Origin of the sequence: Pseudomonas baetica (assembly GCF_019733355.1) — a bacterium.
In the GTDB taxonomy this organism is placed as follows: Bacteria; Pseudomonadota; Gammaproteobacteria; order Pseudomonadales; family Pseudomonadaceae; genus Aquipseudomonas; species Aquipseudomonas baetica_A.
The window spans coordinates 35,611-51,760 of the sequence record NZ_JAIHLQ010000020.1; the positions used below are offsets into that span (position 1 = coordinate 35,611).

Below are 16,150 nucleotides of genomic sequence, written 5' to 3' on the forward strand. Positions count from 1 at the left end.
AGTAAGCTGCCAGCCTATGAGGCATGCATGCGCTCAGAAGCTATCGGATTCATCAACGTAACCCGACAGTGCAATGTTGACTGCAAGCGGTGCTATCTCACTGAGGAGCACCGGGCCATTAAAGAGCGGTTGCCGGTCGCCACACTCCAGCAATTCCTCCAGTCATCATTTTGGGCAGACCGAGACTGCACCCTCATTTGGGAGGGTGGCGAGCCTTCAGTGATTGGGCCGCAGGCGATGCAACTTTTAGTTGATACAGCCCGTCGCCTGCTGCCAAGCGCAAGGCAGACCATGGTTACAAACTGCTTTTCAGTGCCAGACTGGCTATTGGCAATGGTTCATGAAGAGTTTGATGGGCTGGTCGAAACTACCTATGCACTTGGCAACAAATTCAACCTGGCCGGATCTGAAGTCATCTATCAGGAACGGTTTCTTTCCGGCCTCAACAAGTTCTGGTCCGCTGGGGTCCCTTGCGTTGTCAACGTTGAGCTCAATGCAGAGACGGTTCAGGCTGGAGCGGATGCCCTTGTGGATGTCATGCTTCAAAGTGAATGCAAGGTATGGGAGTTCGACATTTCTGTCGACTTCGCTTCATTCTTGAAGACACCCGTATATCACCCCGCCAGTACGCCGGCATTACCGCTCACTGTTCCATACCAGAAAGCCTGGTCATTCCTCGCAGATCTAAGGGAGCGGCATTATGCACGGCTGACTCGGGCCGGCATCACAATTGGTGTGTTCGAGCAGAATCCTGATGCGGGCAACCTTCAGTTCAATGTGCTTTCCGAGGATCGGTTCCTAACCCTGAATCCAGACGGCACAGTCACTACCAACCCGCTGTACTCTGACCTCGAAGGCACCATACTCGGTGATCTGCACGTTAGTTCGCTCGACTCCATGATTATTTCACGAAACCGGCTATCCCGAATTTCCCATGAGCGCAGAAGAATTAGGGCTTGTCACGGGTGTGAGCATGTCAGCTATTGCGGTGGCGGACCGGCGCATGTGCCTGTTTTTGATGGCTCGGGCGAGTGTGCCGGCGGACTCAGCATCTGGAATTCTTCGTTGAGGATGCAAAGTGCATAAGGCGTCTCGTGTAAACCAAGCAAACATCAGCATCACCGCGACCAGGTGGTGTAACCGGCGCTGCACCCACTGTTATATCGACCCAGCTGAGCTGGGAAATCCGACGCAAATGGACGAGGCTGTATTCAGATCTGTCTTTGACAGTGTTGCTCAGCTCGTTGCGTTGGATACTGGTCTAGAGGAAGTGGAGTGGGAGTTGATCGGGGGGGAGATTACAAAGCTCCCCGTTGCATACTGGGAGCGAAACCTTCCCTATGCTTTGAATAAGTGCCGTGAATTCAATGCTGGCTTCAAAACGCCAGGATCTATCAATGTCCTGACGAATCTGATATTTGCCAACGATAAGCATCGGAGCGAGTACGTCGACCTGTTCAACACCTATGGTGACTGGCCAGAGATGGCGATCTATACATCCTGGGAACCCGACACAAATCGTTTTGGCAAAAACATGAAGCTCATGGGGCCCTGGGCTGAAACTGTGCGCGCGATCAAAGCCAAGCAGAAGATTCTCGATGTGATTCTTACGAAGACCACCGTGGCGATGGGTCCAGATTACTTACTAGAAACGTTTCTGCCGCTCGGCATAACCGACTTCAGCATCAAGATGATAAGCCCTTACGGCTCGGGGAGGGCTTTTTGGCAGCCAAATATGGTGTCTTTCAAGGAGATGAGTGACTACCTATGTCGACTCTTTGATATTGCGCCACCCGGAATCACCTTCACCCCCGCCGATGAAATGTCAGGAGCCGTTTTCCGCGGAACAAGCTATCAGTGCATCGGCAATTTTCGATACGATTTAGCTGTGGAGCCTGACGGGTTGACTACATTCAACGCTAATCAAACGACAGCTGAAGCAGCCCTTGGCGAGCGTAAGATTTATGTTGGTGATGATGATTGGGCTTACCGGGTCCTTGCAGACAACACTCAAGAGCTAGATAACAAGCTATCTAAGTACCACAGCTATTGTTTCCAATGTGAATTCCACTCTGCGTGTGCTGGCGGCTGGTACCACTACAGGGTAGCCGAGCCAGCCGATGTCCGGCCATGGGATAAAGGAGATTGTCCAGGCTACAAGCAGTTATGGACAAAGGTTAAGGATCGACACGGTTCGTTTGATCCTGTGCAGGCCAGGCATAGCTCGGAAATGCAATCGATGATGATGAGCGCTAAGGCTCAGCCCCCTTCTGAAGTCTTCCATGAGGAGGCGGTAGGGGTTGCAGGGACATTCTCAGATTGGCTGAAGCAAACCCGCGGAGCAAAAGTAAACGTGCGTGCATCGAGCAGTTTCGATAAGCCGTTGATCCAGCGACTGTGGGCTTATCAAGGTGTAGGGACGGCCACGATGATCCAGCAGGCTGAGATACACCTGCTAACAGCTACGGAGCAGCGCGTGCTCTTCGAGCACCTGGTGTATCAAGATCTATCCGCGGTTTCGGTACCTTCAGAGGCTTTATGGAGTTGGGTTGACGCCAATGGCGGTGATCCATTGGCCGACCTGCTTGCAAGAGCTGAGGTTGACCTAGAGTCTAGCGGGCTGTGCCACACAGACATATTGGTGGCCGGACACAATACCGAACTTGTCCGCTGGGTGCTCAAGTACCCGCGCCTTTCGCATTCTGGCGAGTCGAATAATGAGCGGCACCCACTCGTACAGCAGCTCGCGCACCACCTTCAGCTTGAAGCACGAGCCAAAGACAGAATTGCAAGGCGTCGGCATAACCTTAGCTGAACCTAGACCGCTTTAATGGAGCGGTTTTTTTTTGCAGAACGGCCGAAATGGGGCAGTCCCCTCCCACTATTAGGGTATGAATATCCAACCCTTCGCCCTTCCGCGTAACCGCTCAATTGAGATGATGTCGACGACCATATCGACCAACCTCAATTGCAATCTGGCGTGCCAACACTGTTACATCCAGCCAGAGCTGCTCCGACGTAAAGAGTACATCGACGAAGCGACCTTTCGGCGGGCGGTGGAGGTCATCATTGAAGCCTTCCATCTAGATCAGTCCGTTACCTACCTACACCTGGACGTACTTGGGGGGGAAGCCACCCTCATGCCTTTTGAGTTCTGGCAGCGAAACCTCCCTTGGGTGCTTGGCCAGATTGATGAGATGAACAGGATTGGTATTCAGACAGAATTCACCTTTTGTTCAAATCTGATGTGGAAGGACGATCGGTATCTAGGTCTCCTTCGTGAGTTCAAGGGGCACCCCGCAATGGATATTGCGATCCCCTTTGAGGGACCTGAGAGTGGGCGGTTCGGAAGAGGCATGGCCATCCTGCCTAAGTACCTCAAGCGTATAGAAGCCTTGGGCGACTGCAACATGCTCAACCTGGTGCTTGTAATGGGGCAGGGTCTAATTGATCTTGGGCCTGAGTACATCATCGAAACGTTCGTGAAGCGGGGCGTTACCGACGCAACCTGCGACATGATTTTTCCATGGGGTTCAGGGAAGGCGTATTTCGATCGAGCCCAACCTCAGTACCAGGACGTTGCCGAGTACATTTCGACACTGGCTCGGCTGGGCAAGCAATATGGATTGACGGTCGATCACCTGGACGACATGAAAAAGTCGTTACGTACGCTGTCACGGTCCCAGAACACGCTTAACGATGCTTACGAGTTCCACTGGGACCAGAGAGGGGAGCTTTCGCTCAATCCCAATCAGACCGGCACAGAGGCGCTCAAGCCCTACATAAATCTAAATGCGCACGATGCGAATGCTGCACTGAAAGTTGTTTGGGGTAACAACAGTGAGCTCGATAACAAGCTCAGCTACGAGCACGACTTCTGCCGTGACTGCCAATACCTGCAGGCGTGTAATTCCGGGTGGTATCCACACAAGGATTTACCGCCTGAAACCGTTCGGTCGTTCATGCAGAGTTCAGATGACAGCTTCAGCTGCCCAGGTTTTTTCCAGCTTTGGGAGTCACAGGCGAGTGAGAATTTTGATCCGTTAGGTGTAAGCAAGTACGCCAACGTCCGCCGTATTAAGCGAGCTCAACTCAGGAAGCAAGCTGTTGCGGATAACTCTGCTCCGCTGCGCGAGGCTGACTACACGTGCGATTACGAAGGTTATTTCGAGGCCGTGAAGGGGGCGACTCGAGTCCTACTGGAACCGATTGATATGTTCGGCTGCACCCCCCGCCAGCGCTTGTGGTTCTACGATCGCCTGCAGAAACAGATCCTCCTGCCGGACGGCAGCCTGGATGGTTTCGATGAGCGCTATTCGATTCTGGCTCACCATCTGGCAGGTAATTACCACTCGATTGCATTCAGTGACGAGCTGGTATGGGCGGCACTCAGGTCAGGTCCCACGACGCCATTGTCCCGCTATGTCATCGACGCTCTATCACTCTCTTCGTGGGCAGAACTTCCTATTGACGTCTTGGGCGGTAGCACCCGGCAAAGCTCCGGCCTAGAGGTTTCCCATAAGTTCGAGGATCTGCTCATTTGGGCCCTGTTCCGACGTCCACCGCCTGACATTCTTGCCTTGGCCTTCGCTCGGCGGCCGGCGGTGATAACTGAAGAGTCAGCCAGTTTCCTTCGTCGAATTTCAACAGTCGCAAGAGCGATTGGCGGTCGTGAACTCGGCATTGATCACAACGAACCTTCGCTAGACGGTGCCGCATGAATCGAATTTGGCTGTTGTTGCTCATTGGTGTCAGTGCTCAGGCACAGGCATTCCCAGTGATTTTGGGTGGAGCTGGTGCCCTGGCTCTGGGTGCGGGATTCCTCCCACTTCTGGGAATTGGTCTTGCCTTATATTTCGGCGTCAAGCTCTGGAAGCTCCCCCGACTTGCCCTGATTATTTGTTCCCTGGCTGGATTTTTCATTTGCGCGATCGTCTGCATCCAGTGGGCTGACGCGAATCGTGAAGCGATCCTTGCTAACACACAGAGCCTTGGAGCCCCCTCACAGCGCACTACTGACATCCCATACCCTTATGTAAGTGATGCTGCCCAAGCATTATCAGGGTCGCGCATTACCGCAGATGACTTCTACAAAGGGGTCTCTAATCGCAAGATTCGTGTCATCCGCGTCGACCTTGGCCCTCAGCTATTCAAGGATTTCGGGTTTGGAGCGACTGCGACGCAGATCCACAATAATCCTGAGCCACTGCTAGGGATAGCTAAGAAGGGAAACCAACAAGTGGTCCTGGTCGATGAGAGGGGGACTACAGCAGCTGCGATAGCTGAGGATCTGAATGAGAGATTCGGCGTTCACATACAATTTTTGGAGGGCGGCGCCAATGCTCTCAATGACTATGCGTGGGATCACTTGGCTAAGCTCGGTGATGATCATGCGGTGTTGCCAGCAGACATTCCATCGTTCAAGGAGCAGCGGAACCCAACCATCATCAGTACGACCAATCCCGATGAGTTTTTGAACTATGGCTGGCTGCATGGGCTGACGGTGACCCTTCCTGTGTTCTTGTCAGGGGCTGATGCTATTGCCGAAGCCCTTCATGGCAAGACCGTTCTCATCACTGCGGCTGAAAGTCATTACTCGGGTGATACCTGGATTTTGCTCGATATGCTTCGAGCTAGGGGTGTCGATGCCTACTTCATGCAGCCAACCCGAGAAGAGTTGCTGATCAAGCCAGCATACTTCAAGGCTTACAAAAACGCAGATCGATACTTCGGAGCAGCCCAATCGTTCGACTACGTGTTGGGTTACCAAGACGTTCGATTCCTAGACTTCCAGTCTGCTGATGATTGGGCCAGAACAAAGAACCAGTTACCACGCACTGACCATATCGACATGGAAATCGTGGCCAAAGGTGGGCTTACTCAAGCTATTGCCGGGCTGGATCAAAGCAAAGCTTACGTTGGGCTGGCATACGATCGAAGGACTTTTTATCACTCCATCCTTGCGGGCGAAATCCTGTCGGCAGGCGGAGTTAGATGGCTCGGTATCAACACAGAGCCCGGCCTCTTCAATCGAGCGGTGCTTACTGACGACGATCTCATCGACCCGGAAGCGGCGATGTACGCAAGTATCGAGGGCAGAAGCATCCGAGCTATTGGAAGCGTGTTCGGTTTGGTTCCTGGATCAGCTGCATGGGTTGTTTTCTTGAACCTGGCCATCAGTTTTATTGGTGCATTCTTAGCTGCCCGCCCACGACATCCGGCCATGAAGGTCGCCGTAGCTCTCGTTGGTACAGTGGCCACTTACATTCTCTGGCTCGCGTATCTTGAGACAACGCCGGTTTGGGCTAGCGATGATCTCATTTCAATCTCGCAAATATTGGGTGCCTTGTCAGGCTGGATTGCAGCCAAGCACTTTCTTGCCCGCCGGCAGTTCAAAACTGACGCTGTCATTGATGTTCTACCCGCGAAAATTGGTCTTCTGCAGCGGGCTGCGGAGCTTGGCTACAACGTGCAGAAGGGGTACGTGGTTTCAAACGTTGACCTCGACAGGTTTCCGCACTGGGTAACTTCAGCGCGTGTACTGGTTCGATCCGCAGCTTCCTCAGAGAGTTCGTCTGCTCAAACAATCGGGGTGTTCGAGTCGATACCTGCCCAGGGCAAGGCTGAGGTAAAGGCAGCACTGAAGACTGTTCATGCGCAGATCACTGCCGCCGGCGAAGTCCCTTTTTCACTTATCCAGACATTTATCACCGCGAGAATGTTCGGTGTAGCAATGTTTGGCACTGCTGGTGACGGTCATCTGTTCATCTGTGAAGGGGGGGTGGGCGACGCTGCTACTGCCGGCACAGGGAAGACAGAGCGTGTAGCGATACCTATCTGGAAAACTTCTGGCTTGTCGAATGACACGAAAAAGGTTCGCTCAGCACTTCTAAATCTGCACCGGGATATGGGGGCAACTTCGATTGAGTGGGCGGTGTCGGCAAATGGAGTTCTCACGATCCTCCAGGTCAGTACAGATACCCTTGGGCGACCCGGTCTTTCAAAACTGTTGAAAGGCACCAGCGGGTATGGCCGTACATCATCTAGGTTCGTTGCACTACCAGTAGACCATGGAAGCTCCGTAGGTGCCGCGGTGGTGGCCGCTATGGCGGCACCTGGTGATCAGTTCTCGGTTGGGGGAGTGCGTCTAGCTCGGGTTCGCAGTTTCGTAAGTGCTCGGGCACTTCAGCTGGCCGATATCACCTCGGTACTTGGGTCCCTGCCTCGATCTGCATTCTCCCGCGTCCCAGGAGCTCTCCTGTTGAAGGCTTTTGAATTGGCTGACAGAAAGCGTGATAGCGATCGCCGGACCCGCCAAATCTCGCTTGGCGGTCCTGATCGCGCATTGGCCGAAGCTATTGCATGTGAGCTTGCTGTCGTCTCTCGCCTTTACGGCCGCTTTAGTCGAATAGCCACGACCGCGATCGAGCTGAAGATTGAATCCCCAAGTCAGGGATTTGAACGGGCCTTGACCTCCACTTTGATCGGGCATGAGGCCAGCAAGTTCAGCCCAGACGAGACTGTAGAAATGGCATCAGTGGCAGGGTATGCAGGTGTTACCTCATACGCTCCGTTTGCCGAACCTTGCTTAGACGCTGAGCTGGTATCAAGCGTTATACAGGTAGTGGATTCCCCTCTTGCCTGGATGAAGGACAAATGCGCAGTAATGATGATGGTTGAACTTGGAAGGCTGAGTCCTGCAATTGATGAACTTTGCCGGCGCGGGGTCGCCGACCTTCTGCTAGACATCTTGCCGTCATACCTGGGCGATCTATCCGGTAACTGCCCGGTTTTTGATGAAGTGCCCAAGCAAATCCGCAAATTCTTTGAGTATGGTCAGCACCATCCGCAGGCGGGCACCAAGCCTATTGCCTGGGGCGTACCTCGCCCGGGGCTCGAATTGACACTCACAACCCCTGACAACTTTGCTGCAGGCACAGCGGTTTACTTGGAAACGACGGACATGTCCCAGCTTGCCATGATTTCGACAGCAGGTGCTCTAGTTGTCCGATCTGGCTCCTCGCTATCGCATCTTCTTCAGCACGCCCGCAGGCTAGACATTCCGCATGTTGTGGGCGTGGAATGTGGTGCAGATTTAGTTGGTAAGACCATTCGAATTGAACCTACAGGTGGGGTGTTTTGTGCATAACGCCCTAGACATGTTGAATGTGTGCATAGCGCCCACCCGATTGTGCAACCTCAGTTGCACCCATTGCTATGTCGATCCCGCCCTTTTGCGGGACAAAAGCATGATGGATGAAGGTACTTACCGCGAGTCCTTCCAGCGGATCGAGGAGTTGTTCTGTCGCGACAAAAAGGTCACCAAGATAAACGTGGAGCTGCTGGGTGGGGAGTTGACCATGATGCCCCTCCAGTTCTGGGAGCGGAACCTGCCGTGGACCCTCAAGACTATGAAGGCCTGGGAAACCCTTTATGACGCTGAGGCAGCGTTGATCTGGTGCACAAATCTTATCTTCAAAGACCCTGGTTACATTGACCTCCTCAACTCTGTCGGAACCGAGTTTGGCTACGGGATTGACATTTTTGTCCCGTGGGAGCCCGACACCAACAGGTTTCTAAAAAACGACAAACTACTTCCTCGGTATTTCGCGACGCTTGAAGCCATTACCGGTATCAAACGGAAAACACTGTGTATCACTATGAGCCGAGGAGTCATTGAGCGCGGCCCTCAATTCATCGTCGATGAGTTCGTCAGCCGTGGAATAACTGACATCAGCTGCGACATGCTGTATCCGGCCGGCAGCGGTAAGAGCTATTTCTTGAAGACCTGTACGTACGGAGATGTTTCCGACTACCTGCTTGAACTCAACTCCTTGGTTCCACAGGGTGTGACTATCAGCCCGCTTGTGGAGATGCGAACCGCTTCCCGATCAGGCGAGCACTATCACTATCCAGGCAACGACTCATACGACATAGAAATCGAGCCCAATGGGCAGGTCACGTTCAATTCTAGCTACACCGGTAATGAGTCAATTTTCCCGACCCAGACTCTATCCGTGCACGATCCACTGTTCTCAGCGAAGGCCATCTTCAATAACACTCCTGAGTACGTCTCTCGGCATCGGATGCCTTATCAAGCATGCGGGACGTGCAAATTCGCCATCACCTGCTCAGGAGGGTGGGCGTGGCATAAGGATCTCGATCCAAATATGTCATCGCTCATTGCGTCTGGCGATTGTGCTGGTTTGAAGCGCGTGTGGGACTTTGCAGATGAAACCACGGTAGGTAGGTTGGACCGAGCTGGCTATCTCAGACGAACAGAAGCTCGCCGGCGCCAGGGGGGAATGACAAAGAGGCTCGTTACGACTGCTGTGGCCAAGGGCAAGGATGTGCCACTCATTGAGGACTGCGTTGCTGGTAACTACGACAAGTATTTCACTGAGTTCGACCGGGCCAGGCTAGTAGCAATGAAGCCTGGAAAGCTCTTCGAAAAAAGGTGGGTAGAGCGGCTCTTTTTCTACGATGCAATTGGTGCCCAAATCGATGACTATCCGGGCTGGTACGTTGAAGCCGCCGACGAAGGTGGAGAAGAGCTCTATCGGCATATTGTCTATGGCAATTTTCATTTCCTCGAGTTCGACCCGGTCGCCGTTTTCAATGAGATTCGTTACCGCGGCGAATGGTATCTGTCCAAGCTGATGATGCGGACGATTCAGGAGCTTGAGGGTTGTCTGCCAGTTGGAGCGGAAACGATCGGTGGAAGCCATGAGGAGATGATCCAATTTTGTAGCCAGGTGATTCAGATGCGGGAGCGAGCAGCATGATTCCCTCACCACTCACGCTTCATATTCGAATGACAAAGGCCTGCAATGCCGATTGCGGGTATTGCAGTAGCTGGCAGGAATCGCAGTCGACACGAATGCCCGCAAATGACTTCAAGCGCTCTATCGATTTCATATTCCAGGAAGGGTTTCAAAAACTCGGTATTTCTCCGACACATCTCACTGCCCAGTACATCGGCGGAGAGATTTTGACGGTACCTCACGCAGAGCTATTGGAGTGTGTCACCTACTTGCGCGACATGGCAGCCTCACGTGGGATTCAATTTGTAGATGGTGTCCAGAGTAATCTGATTGGTTCTCCCGCCCGGGCAAAACGACTTTACGATTTGTTTGAAGGTCGGCTTGGTACTTCTGTAGATGACATGAGTGATGTCCGGACCGTTGCTGGTTCGCCAGAAAAGTACCGTCTTATTTGGAAGGAGGCTGATACCGCTCTTCGGCGTGAGCGGAGTGTGCCGGGGGCCGTATATGTCCTTGATGAATCTGGCCTAAACGGCGTAGCCCGACAAATGATGCTCTCTGCCAGAGATCAAAGAATGCTGACTCTCCGCCCGCTCTTCCAGGGGGGCACTCCAGGCCAGGTTTTGCAGGGGGCAGAGGCTACAAGGGACGCATTTGTAACAGGTTTCCGCCAATGGTTCATGCGACTACCCATCATCGTAGAGCCTTACTTCTACCTCACTCAGGCACGAGTTCGAACGCTGTCTGGCCAGCAGCAAGCTGTAGGCGCTGCCTGTGCGTTTCAGTCCGACTGCACCAAGCGGTCACTCTCCCTTGAGCCGAATGGTGATCTCTATGTATGCCAAGACATGGCCGATGGCGGAATAGGGAAGCTAGGCAATGCCCTCACAAGCATTTGGGACGCTGAAATGGTTGCAATGCTCAGTGAGCGGCCGAACCGTCTCGACGACAACTGTCGTTCGTGTCCGTATCTCACTGAATGCCAGGGTGGCTGTATGTTCGAGTCAGCAGCTCAAGGGCGTGGCATGTACGGCAGAAGCCAGCACTGCACAAGTTGGAAGTCTCTGTTCTCACTGATCGATCAAGGCGTCGCCGAGCATGGGTTAGGTGAGGTCGTTGATTGGCTTCATAGAATCGACATGCGGCACGCGAACACCAAATCAGCGGGTCTTGATAGGGCCAAACTGGCCGCAATGGTGGAGGCTGAATTTTGAAGCACCTGAATTCGATTTACAGGGATGGCTTCGCTGTAAGCTCTATCCCTAGGCACATTGCTGACGCTTTTCTGAAGGCCGCGAAGGCGGATGATTTCCAGCCCGATAAGCCTGGCAGCCCTGATGTGGTGTCGTGGGAAGAAGATGATCCCTCGCGAAGCCTGTCAGTACCGCTGGACTACCTGGGGCCCATGGAATTGATTGGTCTGGGCAAAGAGACAGAGCACATCCGGGCCCATATGGGCGACTGGAGCCGGACTAACGTGATGCTCCAGCGTGGTAAGCGTGGGGACTCGATGGGATGGCACCACGACTCCTACGACCCCATGCAGATGGTGGTGATCATCTACCTATCGGACGAAATCTGGACTCCTGAAGACGGCGGGCAGCTGTTGTTGGGTGAGGGTGACATTGACGACAAGGGAGCGCTTGTCGATCCATCAAAGGTTGTCGTGAAAGAAGCTGTGTCGCCCAACCATGGCACAGCCGTATGGCTGATTAACACGAACCCGAGATGGGTTCATAGCGTGTCTGAGATCCTTTGCGACAAGGCGCGCTACACACTGATTGGCCAATTCGGCTATCGAGAGAATGTAATGCGTGCTTACCCGCGCAAGAGATATGGAGATGATTGGCGTTGAGCAGTGTTCACCTCCCGCTGAGGCGGCTTCAATTCAGGGATGCACTAATAACGGCTCCGGTTTCGCTAACGCGTACTGGAGTTGTATTACGTGTTCTTGATGCCTTTGTGGACGGGATTTACGGGTCGCTACGTCCCGACACGATTGTGATGGGAAATGATCCCCTCGTGGGGATTTGTGCAGCCCTTTCCCTGGCCGACCAGGGCAAAAAAGTTGTCATGCTCCCAGACACACTGGACGCCAAATCATGGCCCAATCCTGACTATGGCAAAAATGCGGTCGCGATCTTCAACTCTTGGGATGAAGCGATCGCCGAGGAAGTCCGCAGTCGATTCCCGTCATTACCCTCCGGGGTCTCTATGGCCGAATGCCTTTCATTTCTCTGCAGCGCTTGCATGGCCACTAGCCGGGTCACCTTGATTGATGGTGCGACCTTTCAGACTAGTCACGGACATATCCGTGGTGAGCCAGGTCGTGAAGTGTTGTTTCCGGTACGTCCTGGAGAGCGGGATGCAGCGGGAATCAACCCTGCCTGGAAATACCTCTCAAGACGTCTACACCGAACGATCATCAACCACGATGAGATCGAATTCATCAGCGCCCGCAACGTCGTTTTGACAAGCCACCCGTCATCGTTCGTTGACTCAAGCGGGAGTGCTTACACGCGCGTTGGCCAAGCAAGATTAAACAAACCCGAGGTGGTTGATAGCGACGGACGAATCGACGACCTCCGATCAGTCTTATTTAAAGGAACGCCCCCATGCAGCCAGGCTTGACCTCAATCGGCGAAACGGGGCGCAGCACATTCCTGTTTCAGATCAACGTCACTCGCCGGTGCCAGCTACGTTGCTCACACTGCTACATTTTGTCCGACAAAAAGGACAAGAGTCCTGACATGAGCGAAACGGAGTTTCTCCACATTGTGGCTGGGATCGTCGAGCACATGCAGGCGGATCATAATTTCGCTCAGCGCTACAACCATGTCGATATCCACGTCATCGGCGGTGAACCCTCGATGCTTGGAGTCCCATTCTATGAAAGCGCATTGCCTAAAGCTAAGGCATTGCTTGCCCTGATCCCACAAGCAGTTTCATTCTCGATTGTGACCAACCTTGTGACAAAAGAGGCGCTTGATGTCGCCCGGCTGTTCGACAAGATATCAACATCCTATGAGCGGTCTACCAGGTTCACGAAGGGTAGGCAGGAAGAGATCTGGCGAAACAATGTGACCACGCTCATGAATGAATCCCGACAACCAGAAATCTACGGCCCCAAAGATTTCGCTGTCACGACTGCGCTAGTTAAGCCTGTTGTCGAAGCCGGCGCCGTTGCGATGATGGAAGAGTTGTACCAATTGGGTTTCACGAAAGTCCATTTCGGCTTCTTCATCCCATCGGGCGATGGGGATCTTAATGCAAAACTCATTCAGCCCAAGCACGCGGCAACCTCAAAGTTCTATATGGAACTGATGGACTGGTACCTGGCCAAGCGTGATCACATCGATGACCTCTGGATCAATCCTTGCGAGTCATGGCTTGAAGCTGTGTTCCGGAACGTCCCCTCGGACGACGTGGTATGTCCAATCGTCGCTGGCGCTCTGGATTTCGACTCTGACGGCCGTACGATCAGCTGTATCGAAAAGGGTGGCACTAACGACTACGTTTCCCACGGCAATGTCTTTGAGACGAGAGAGGTCATTGGGGAGGGTGGTGTTACCGAAGTTGAGTTTACGACGTCCGTCCACGATGTTCTCACTTCAAAAAGTTATTTGCGAGAGGTCGCGAAGGCACGGCGATTGCCAGAGATATGTCGTACCTGCGATGAGCGAACGCTGTGCCAGGCAAACTGCGGTGTATTGCATGAGCAGTGGAATCAGAAAGACGAATGCCCGGGCTTCAAGACCTTCATAAAGTACGTGCGCCATCTGGTCGAGGAAAAAGGCGTACTTCCAAAGTCTGTTCTCGAGCGTGAGCGCGCGATGGGAAATAACTTGATTGCGGTGGGGTGAAAGTGGACGAGTCTAGAACACCAGGATTCTTCTCAATTTTCCCTCTCTTGGCTCGAATAATTTTCCGCGCTGCCAAGAAATTGCTGAGTTTCGAAACCCTCGTTGCCCTGGAGAAAAAGCAAGGGCAGGGCAGCGGCGAGCGCACGCCTGAAGAGGTTGAATTCGAGACCCACCTTGAGTCGACCCCGATTTACGTAGAGGACGCCTCTTCGCCGTATTTCAGAAAAGCTGAATCCCTCATTGAGGAATCCAACAAGCTTGGCCAAGGCCGATTCGTTATCGATGAGGAGGTGCTGCGTGCAGTCCGGCAGCGATAGCTTTTCACTCATGGGCCCAGCCCTTCGGCCAGACACGATTGAAAATGGTTACTTCGTTTTCACCATAATGCCGACGCTGCACTGCCCCTATAACTGCAAACATTGCTATCTGAGCAAGGAGCAGCGAGCAGATAAGAGCGTTATGTCCCTCGATGATCTGCGGGTCATTTGTCGCAAGATCTACGACTATTTCGAGGAGCAGCAGCCGGATCAGAAAACCATCATTGCGTACAACTACGGTGGGGAGCCAACTGCCGCCGGGCCTGAATATTTCGAAGGTTACGTTCAGATGATGGCTGAAGAGTTCCCAGCAGCAGAGGGCTACCAAGTACGTCATGTGATGCTGACCTCAATGCTTGGTGTCGACCTCGATGTATGGGAACCGCTGTGGAAGAAGCACTGCAATGGCTATGTACAGACCTCATACGATGGCGATATGCGTTCAGGTAACTATGTACGCAAGTGGGAACTCAAGGTTCGGGAGGCGATCAGGCGAGGTCTGAATGTCGGTACCATCAGCGTGGTCAACTCGGACCTCCTGACCCAGGGCCCAAGGCACACTCTGGATAAGCTACGTGAGATGGGAATTCAGGAGTCGGGTTGGCTGCCGTTCATGCTCAATGAGCAGAACGACGTGCCCGGCAAATACGAAGTACTTGCCCCAACCATGAAAGCCTTCAATGACTTCATGATCGAAATGCTCGACTACTGGTACGAGCTGCAGGAGCGTGGGGTCAATGCTCCTGCGATCGGCGAAGCACACTTTGCCGTGGAAAAGATCAAAGGCAACGCCATGAGCAACATGGCCGGCCAAACACTGTTCCTCCTCCCCGATGGCGACATGGTTCTTCCCAATTACCGTGATGGCTGGAAGGAGTACCTGCACTCATTTGGGAACATCCTTGAGCCGGGGGTGACTTTTCGAGACATCCTCTGTTCGCGAGAGCGGCTTCTGTACCTGCGTCGGCAGATGCGTAGGAACAACAATCCTGAATGTGCATCCTGCGAATTTCGTAACGCATGCCTTCTCGAGTTCGCAAAACCAAACAAGCCTGACGATGAGTGCTTCGGCGCAAAGCGATTTGTGGCACATGCCATCAATCGCAACGCCTTAGATCCCCGCCTCAGTGGCCCCGTTCAACTGTACTAGGAGAAACCCGGTGTCTGTGCTCACAACCAGTCATCTTAATGACAAACCCTTGAGGCCGGAGGACGCGACTAACATCACTCTGACCAAGGACAGCCTTGAGGCTGAAGATAACAGCGGTCGGTTCGAAATAATGAAGCCTCCAGGAGCGTGGAAAGACTTCTTCGATAAAATGCTCTCTGAGAAGGGTAGAGGTAACAAGCGTAAGGCCGCAAACTTCACCACCCCGTTCAACGGGGAACGTTACCGCTGCATCTTGGCTGACTCCTCGGGCGGCCAGGTCATTACCATGCGTAAACTCATGAGCTCGATACCGCGAATTGAGAAAGATCTAGGGTTGGACTGGAACGCGATACGTCCGCTTCTTGAGGGGTCGGGCTTGACCATTTTTGCGGGGCAGATGTCGTCAGGTAAATCGACAACGATGATCTCAGCAATCGAGCAGTTGGGGCGCAAACGCGGAAACCTCGGTACGGTGGAGGATCCTATTGAAGTTGAGTTCCGGGGCGGGGGAGTGATTCAGCGTGAAGTAGGTACGCACGTTGACTCATTCGCAGAAGCGATCCGTGACTTCGTCCGGCAGTATCGCAACACAATTATGGTTGGTGAGATTCGTGACCCAGAAACTGCCGACGCAGCGGTTCTCGCCGCATCCCTCGGTCACAGTGTTGTGGGTACCCTCCATGCGGACAGTGCCATCGATATCCCAACGCGCATGGCTTCGCTGCTCGATCCCAAACTCGCTCGGATCTTGCCATCTGTTCTACGCGGACTTTGGTGGCAGCATGTCTATCGACGCGGTGACGGGAAAAGCAAGCCGCTTCCCATTTACGAATCGCTGTATGTAACCAACTCTGTACGTCAGATCATTGCTGACGGCCCAGAGAAGTTGCCTCAGTTGATGAACGAAATGGTTTCTCAGAAACGTGTATCTATGGCCCAGTCGGCGACAGCTTGGGTAAGCAAGAATCAGGCAACACGTGAAGAACTTCGCCAATGGCTTGAGACACGTGGTCGTATCAACGACTCACAACTGGACTACGTTCGGTAATGTATTGA

Annotated in this window: 12 protein-coding genes; all 12 read left to right on the forward strand. The window is 53.3% G+C overall.

What is annotated here, in order from left to right; genetic code table 11:
• Nucleotides 1-27: 27 nt before the first annotated feature.
• The 12 genes from K5E40_RS19080 to K5E40_RS19135 all read left to right on the forward strand — a co-directional run bounded on the left by K5E40_RS19080 (nucleotide 28) and on the right by K5E40_RS19135 (nucleotide 16,142).
• Nucleotides 28-1,086, forward strand: a complete 1,059-nt coding sequence (locus K5E40_RS19080) for a hypothetical protein (protein WP_169904167.1) — start codon at nucleotides 28-30, stop codon at nucleotides 1,084-1,086.
• 109 nt (nucleotides 1,087-1,195) lie between these two features.
• Entirely contained in the window at nucleotides 1,196-2,815 is a 1,620-nt protein-coding gene (locus K5E40_RS19085) for a radical SAM protein (RefSeq protein WP_169904168.1), read from the forward strand.
• A gap of 76 nt (nucleotides 2,816-2,891) precedes the next feature.
• The gene (locus tag K5E40_RS19090; protein ID WP_011922853.1) at nucleotides 2,892-4,721 is read left to right on the forward strand and encodes a hypothetical protein; all 1,830 of its coding nucleotides are present in this window, start codon (nucleotides 2,892-2,894) and stop codon (nucleotides 4,719-4,721) included.
• Nucleotides 4,718-8,149, forward strand: a complete 3,432-nt coding sequence (locus tag K5E40_RS19095; protein ID WP_169904169.1) for a PEP-utilizing enzyme — start codon at nucleotides 4,718-4,720, stop codon at nucleotides 8,147-8,149. Before K5E40_RS19090 ends, K5E40_RS19095 begins: the two co-directional genes overlap by 4 nt.
• A gap of 100 nt (nucleotides 8,150-8,249) precedes the next feature.
• A complete protein-coding gene (locus K5E40_RS19100; RefSeq protein WP_228758998.1) occupies nucleotides 8,250-9,785 on the forward strand; it encodes a radical SAM protein in 1,536 nt (511 codons plus the stop codon).
• Entirely contained in the window at nucleotides 9,782-10,978 is a 1,197-nt protein-coding gene (locus K5E40_RS19105; RefSeq protein WP_169904171.1) for an SPASM domain-containing protein, read from the forward strand. Before K5E40_RS19100 ends, K5E40_RS19105 begins: the two co-directional genes overlap by 4 nt.
• A complete protein-coding gene (locus K5E40_RS19110) occupies nucleotides 10,975-11,619 on the forward strand; it encodes a 2OG-Fe(II) oxygenase family protein (protein ID WP_169904172.1) in 645 nt (214 codons plus the stop codon). Before K5E40_RS19105 ends, K5E40_RS19110 begins: the two co-directional genes overlap by 4 nt.
• Before the next feature lie 107 nt (nucleotides 11,620-11,726).
• A complete protein-coding gene (locus K5E40_RS19115) occupies nucleotides 11,727-12,395 on the forward strand; it encodes a hypothetical protein (protein WP_169904173.1) in 669 nt (222 codons plus the stop codon).
• Nucleotides 12,380-13,627: a radical SAM protein gene (locus K5E40_RS19120; protein WP_169904174.1), complete on the forward strand. Its 1,248-nt coding sequence runs from the start codon at nucleotides 12,380-12,382 to the stop codon at nucleotides 13,625-13,627. Before K5E40_RS19115 ends, K5E40_RS19120 begins: the two co-directional genes overlap by 16 nt.
• A 2-nt stretch (nucleotides 13,628-13,629) precedes the next feature.
• Nucleotides 13,630-13,944, forward strand: a complete 315-nt coding sequence (locus tag K5E40_RS19125) for a hypothetical protein (protein ID WP_221732156.1) — start codon at nucleotides 13,630-13,632, stop codon at nucleotides 13,942-13,944.
• Entirely contained in the window at nucleotides 13,925-15,094 is a 1,170-nt protein-coding gene (locus tag K5E40_RS19130) for a transcriptional regulator (RefSeq protein ID WP_311775960.1), read from the forward strand. Before K5E40_RS19125 ends, K5E40_RS19130 begins: the two co-directional genes overlap by 20 nt.
• A 10-nt stretch (nucleotides 15,095-15,104) precedes the next feature.
• Nucleotides 15,105-16,142 (forward strand): ATPase, T2SS/T4P/T4SS family, encoded by a 1,038-nt coding sequence (locus K5E40_RS19135; RefSeq protein WP_169904176.1) that lies wholly within the window; start codon nucleotides 15,105-15,107, stop codon nucleotides 16,140-16,142.
• Nucleotides 16,143-16,150: the final 8 nt, after the last annotated feature.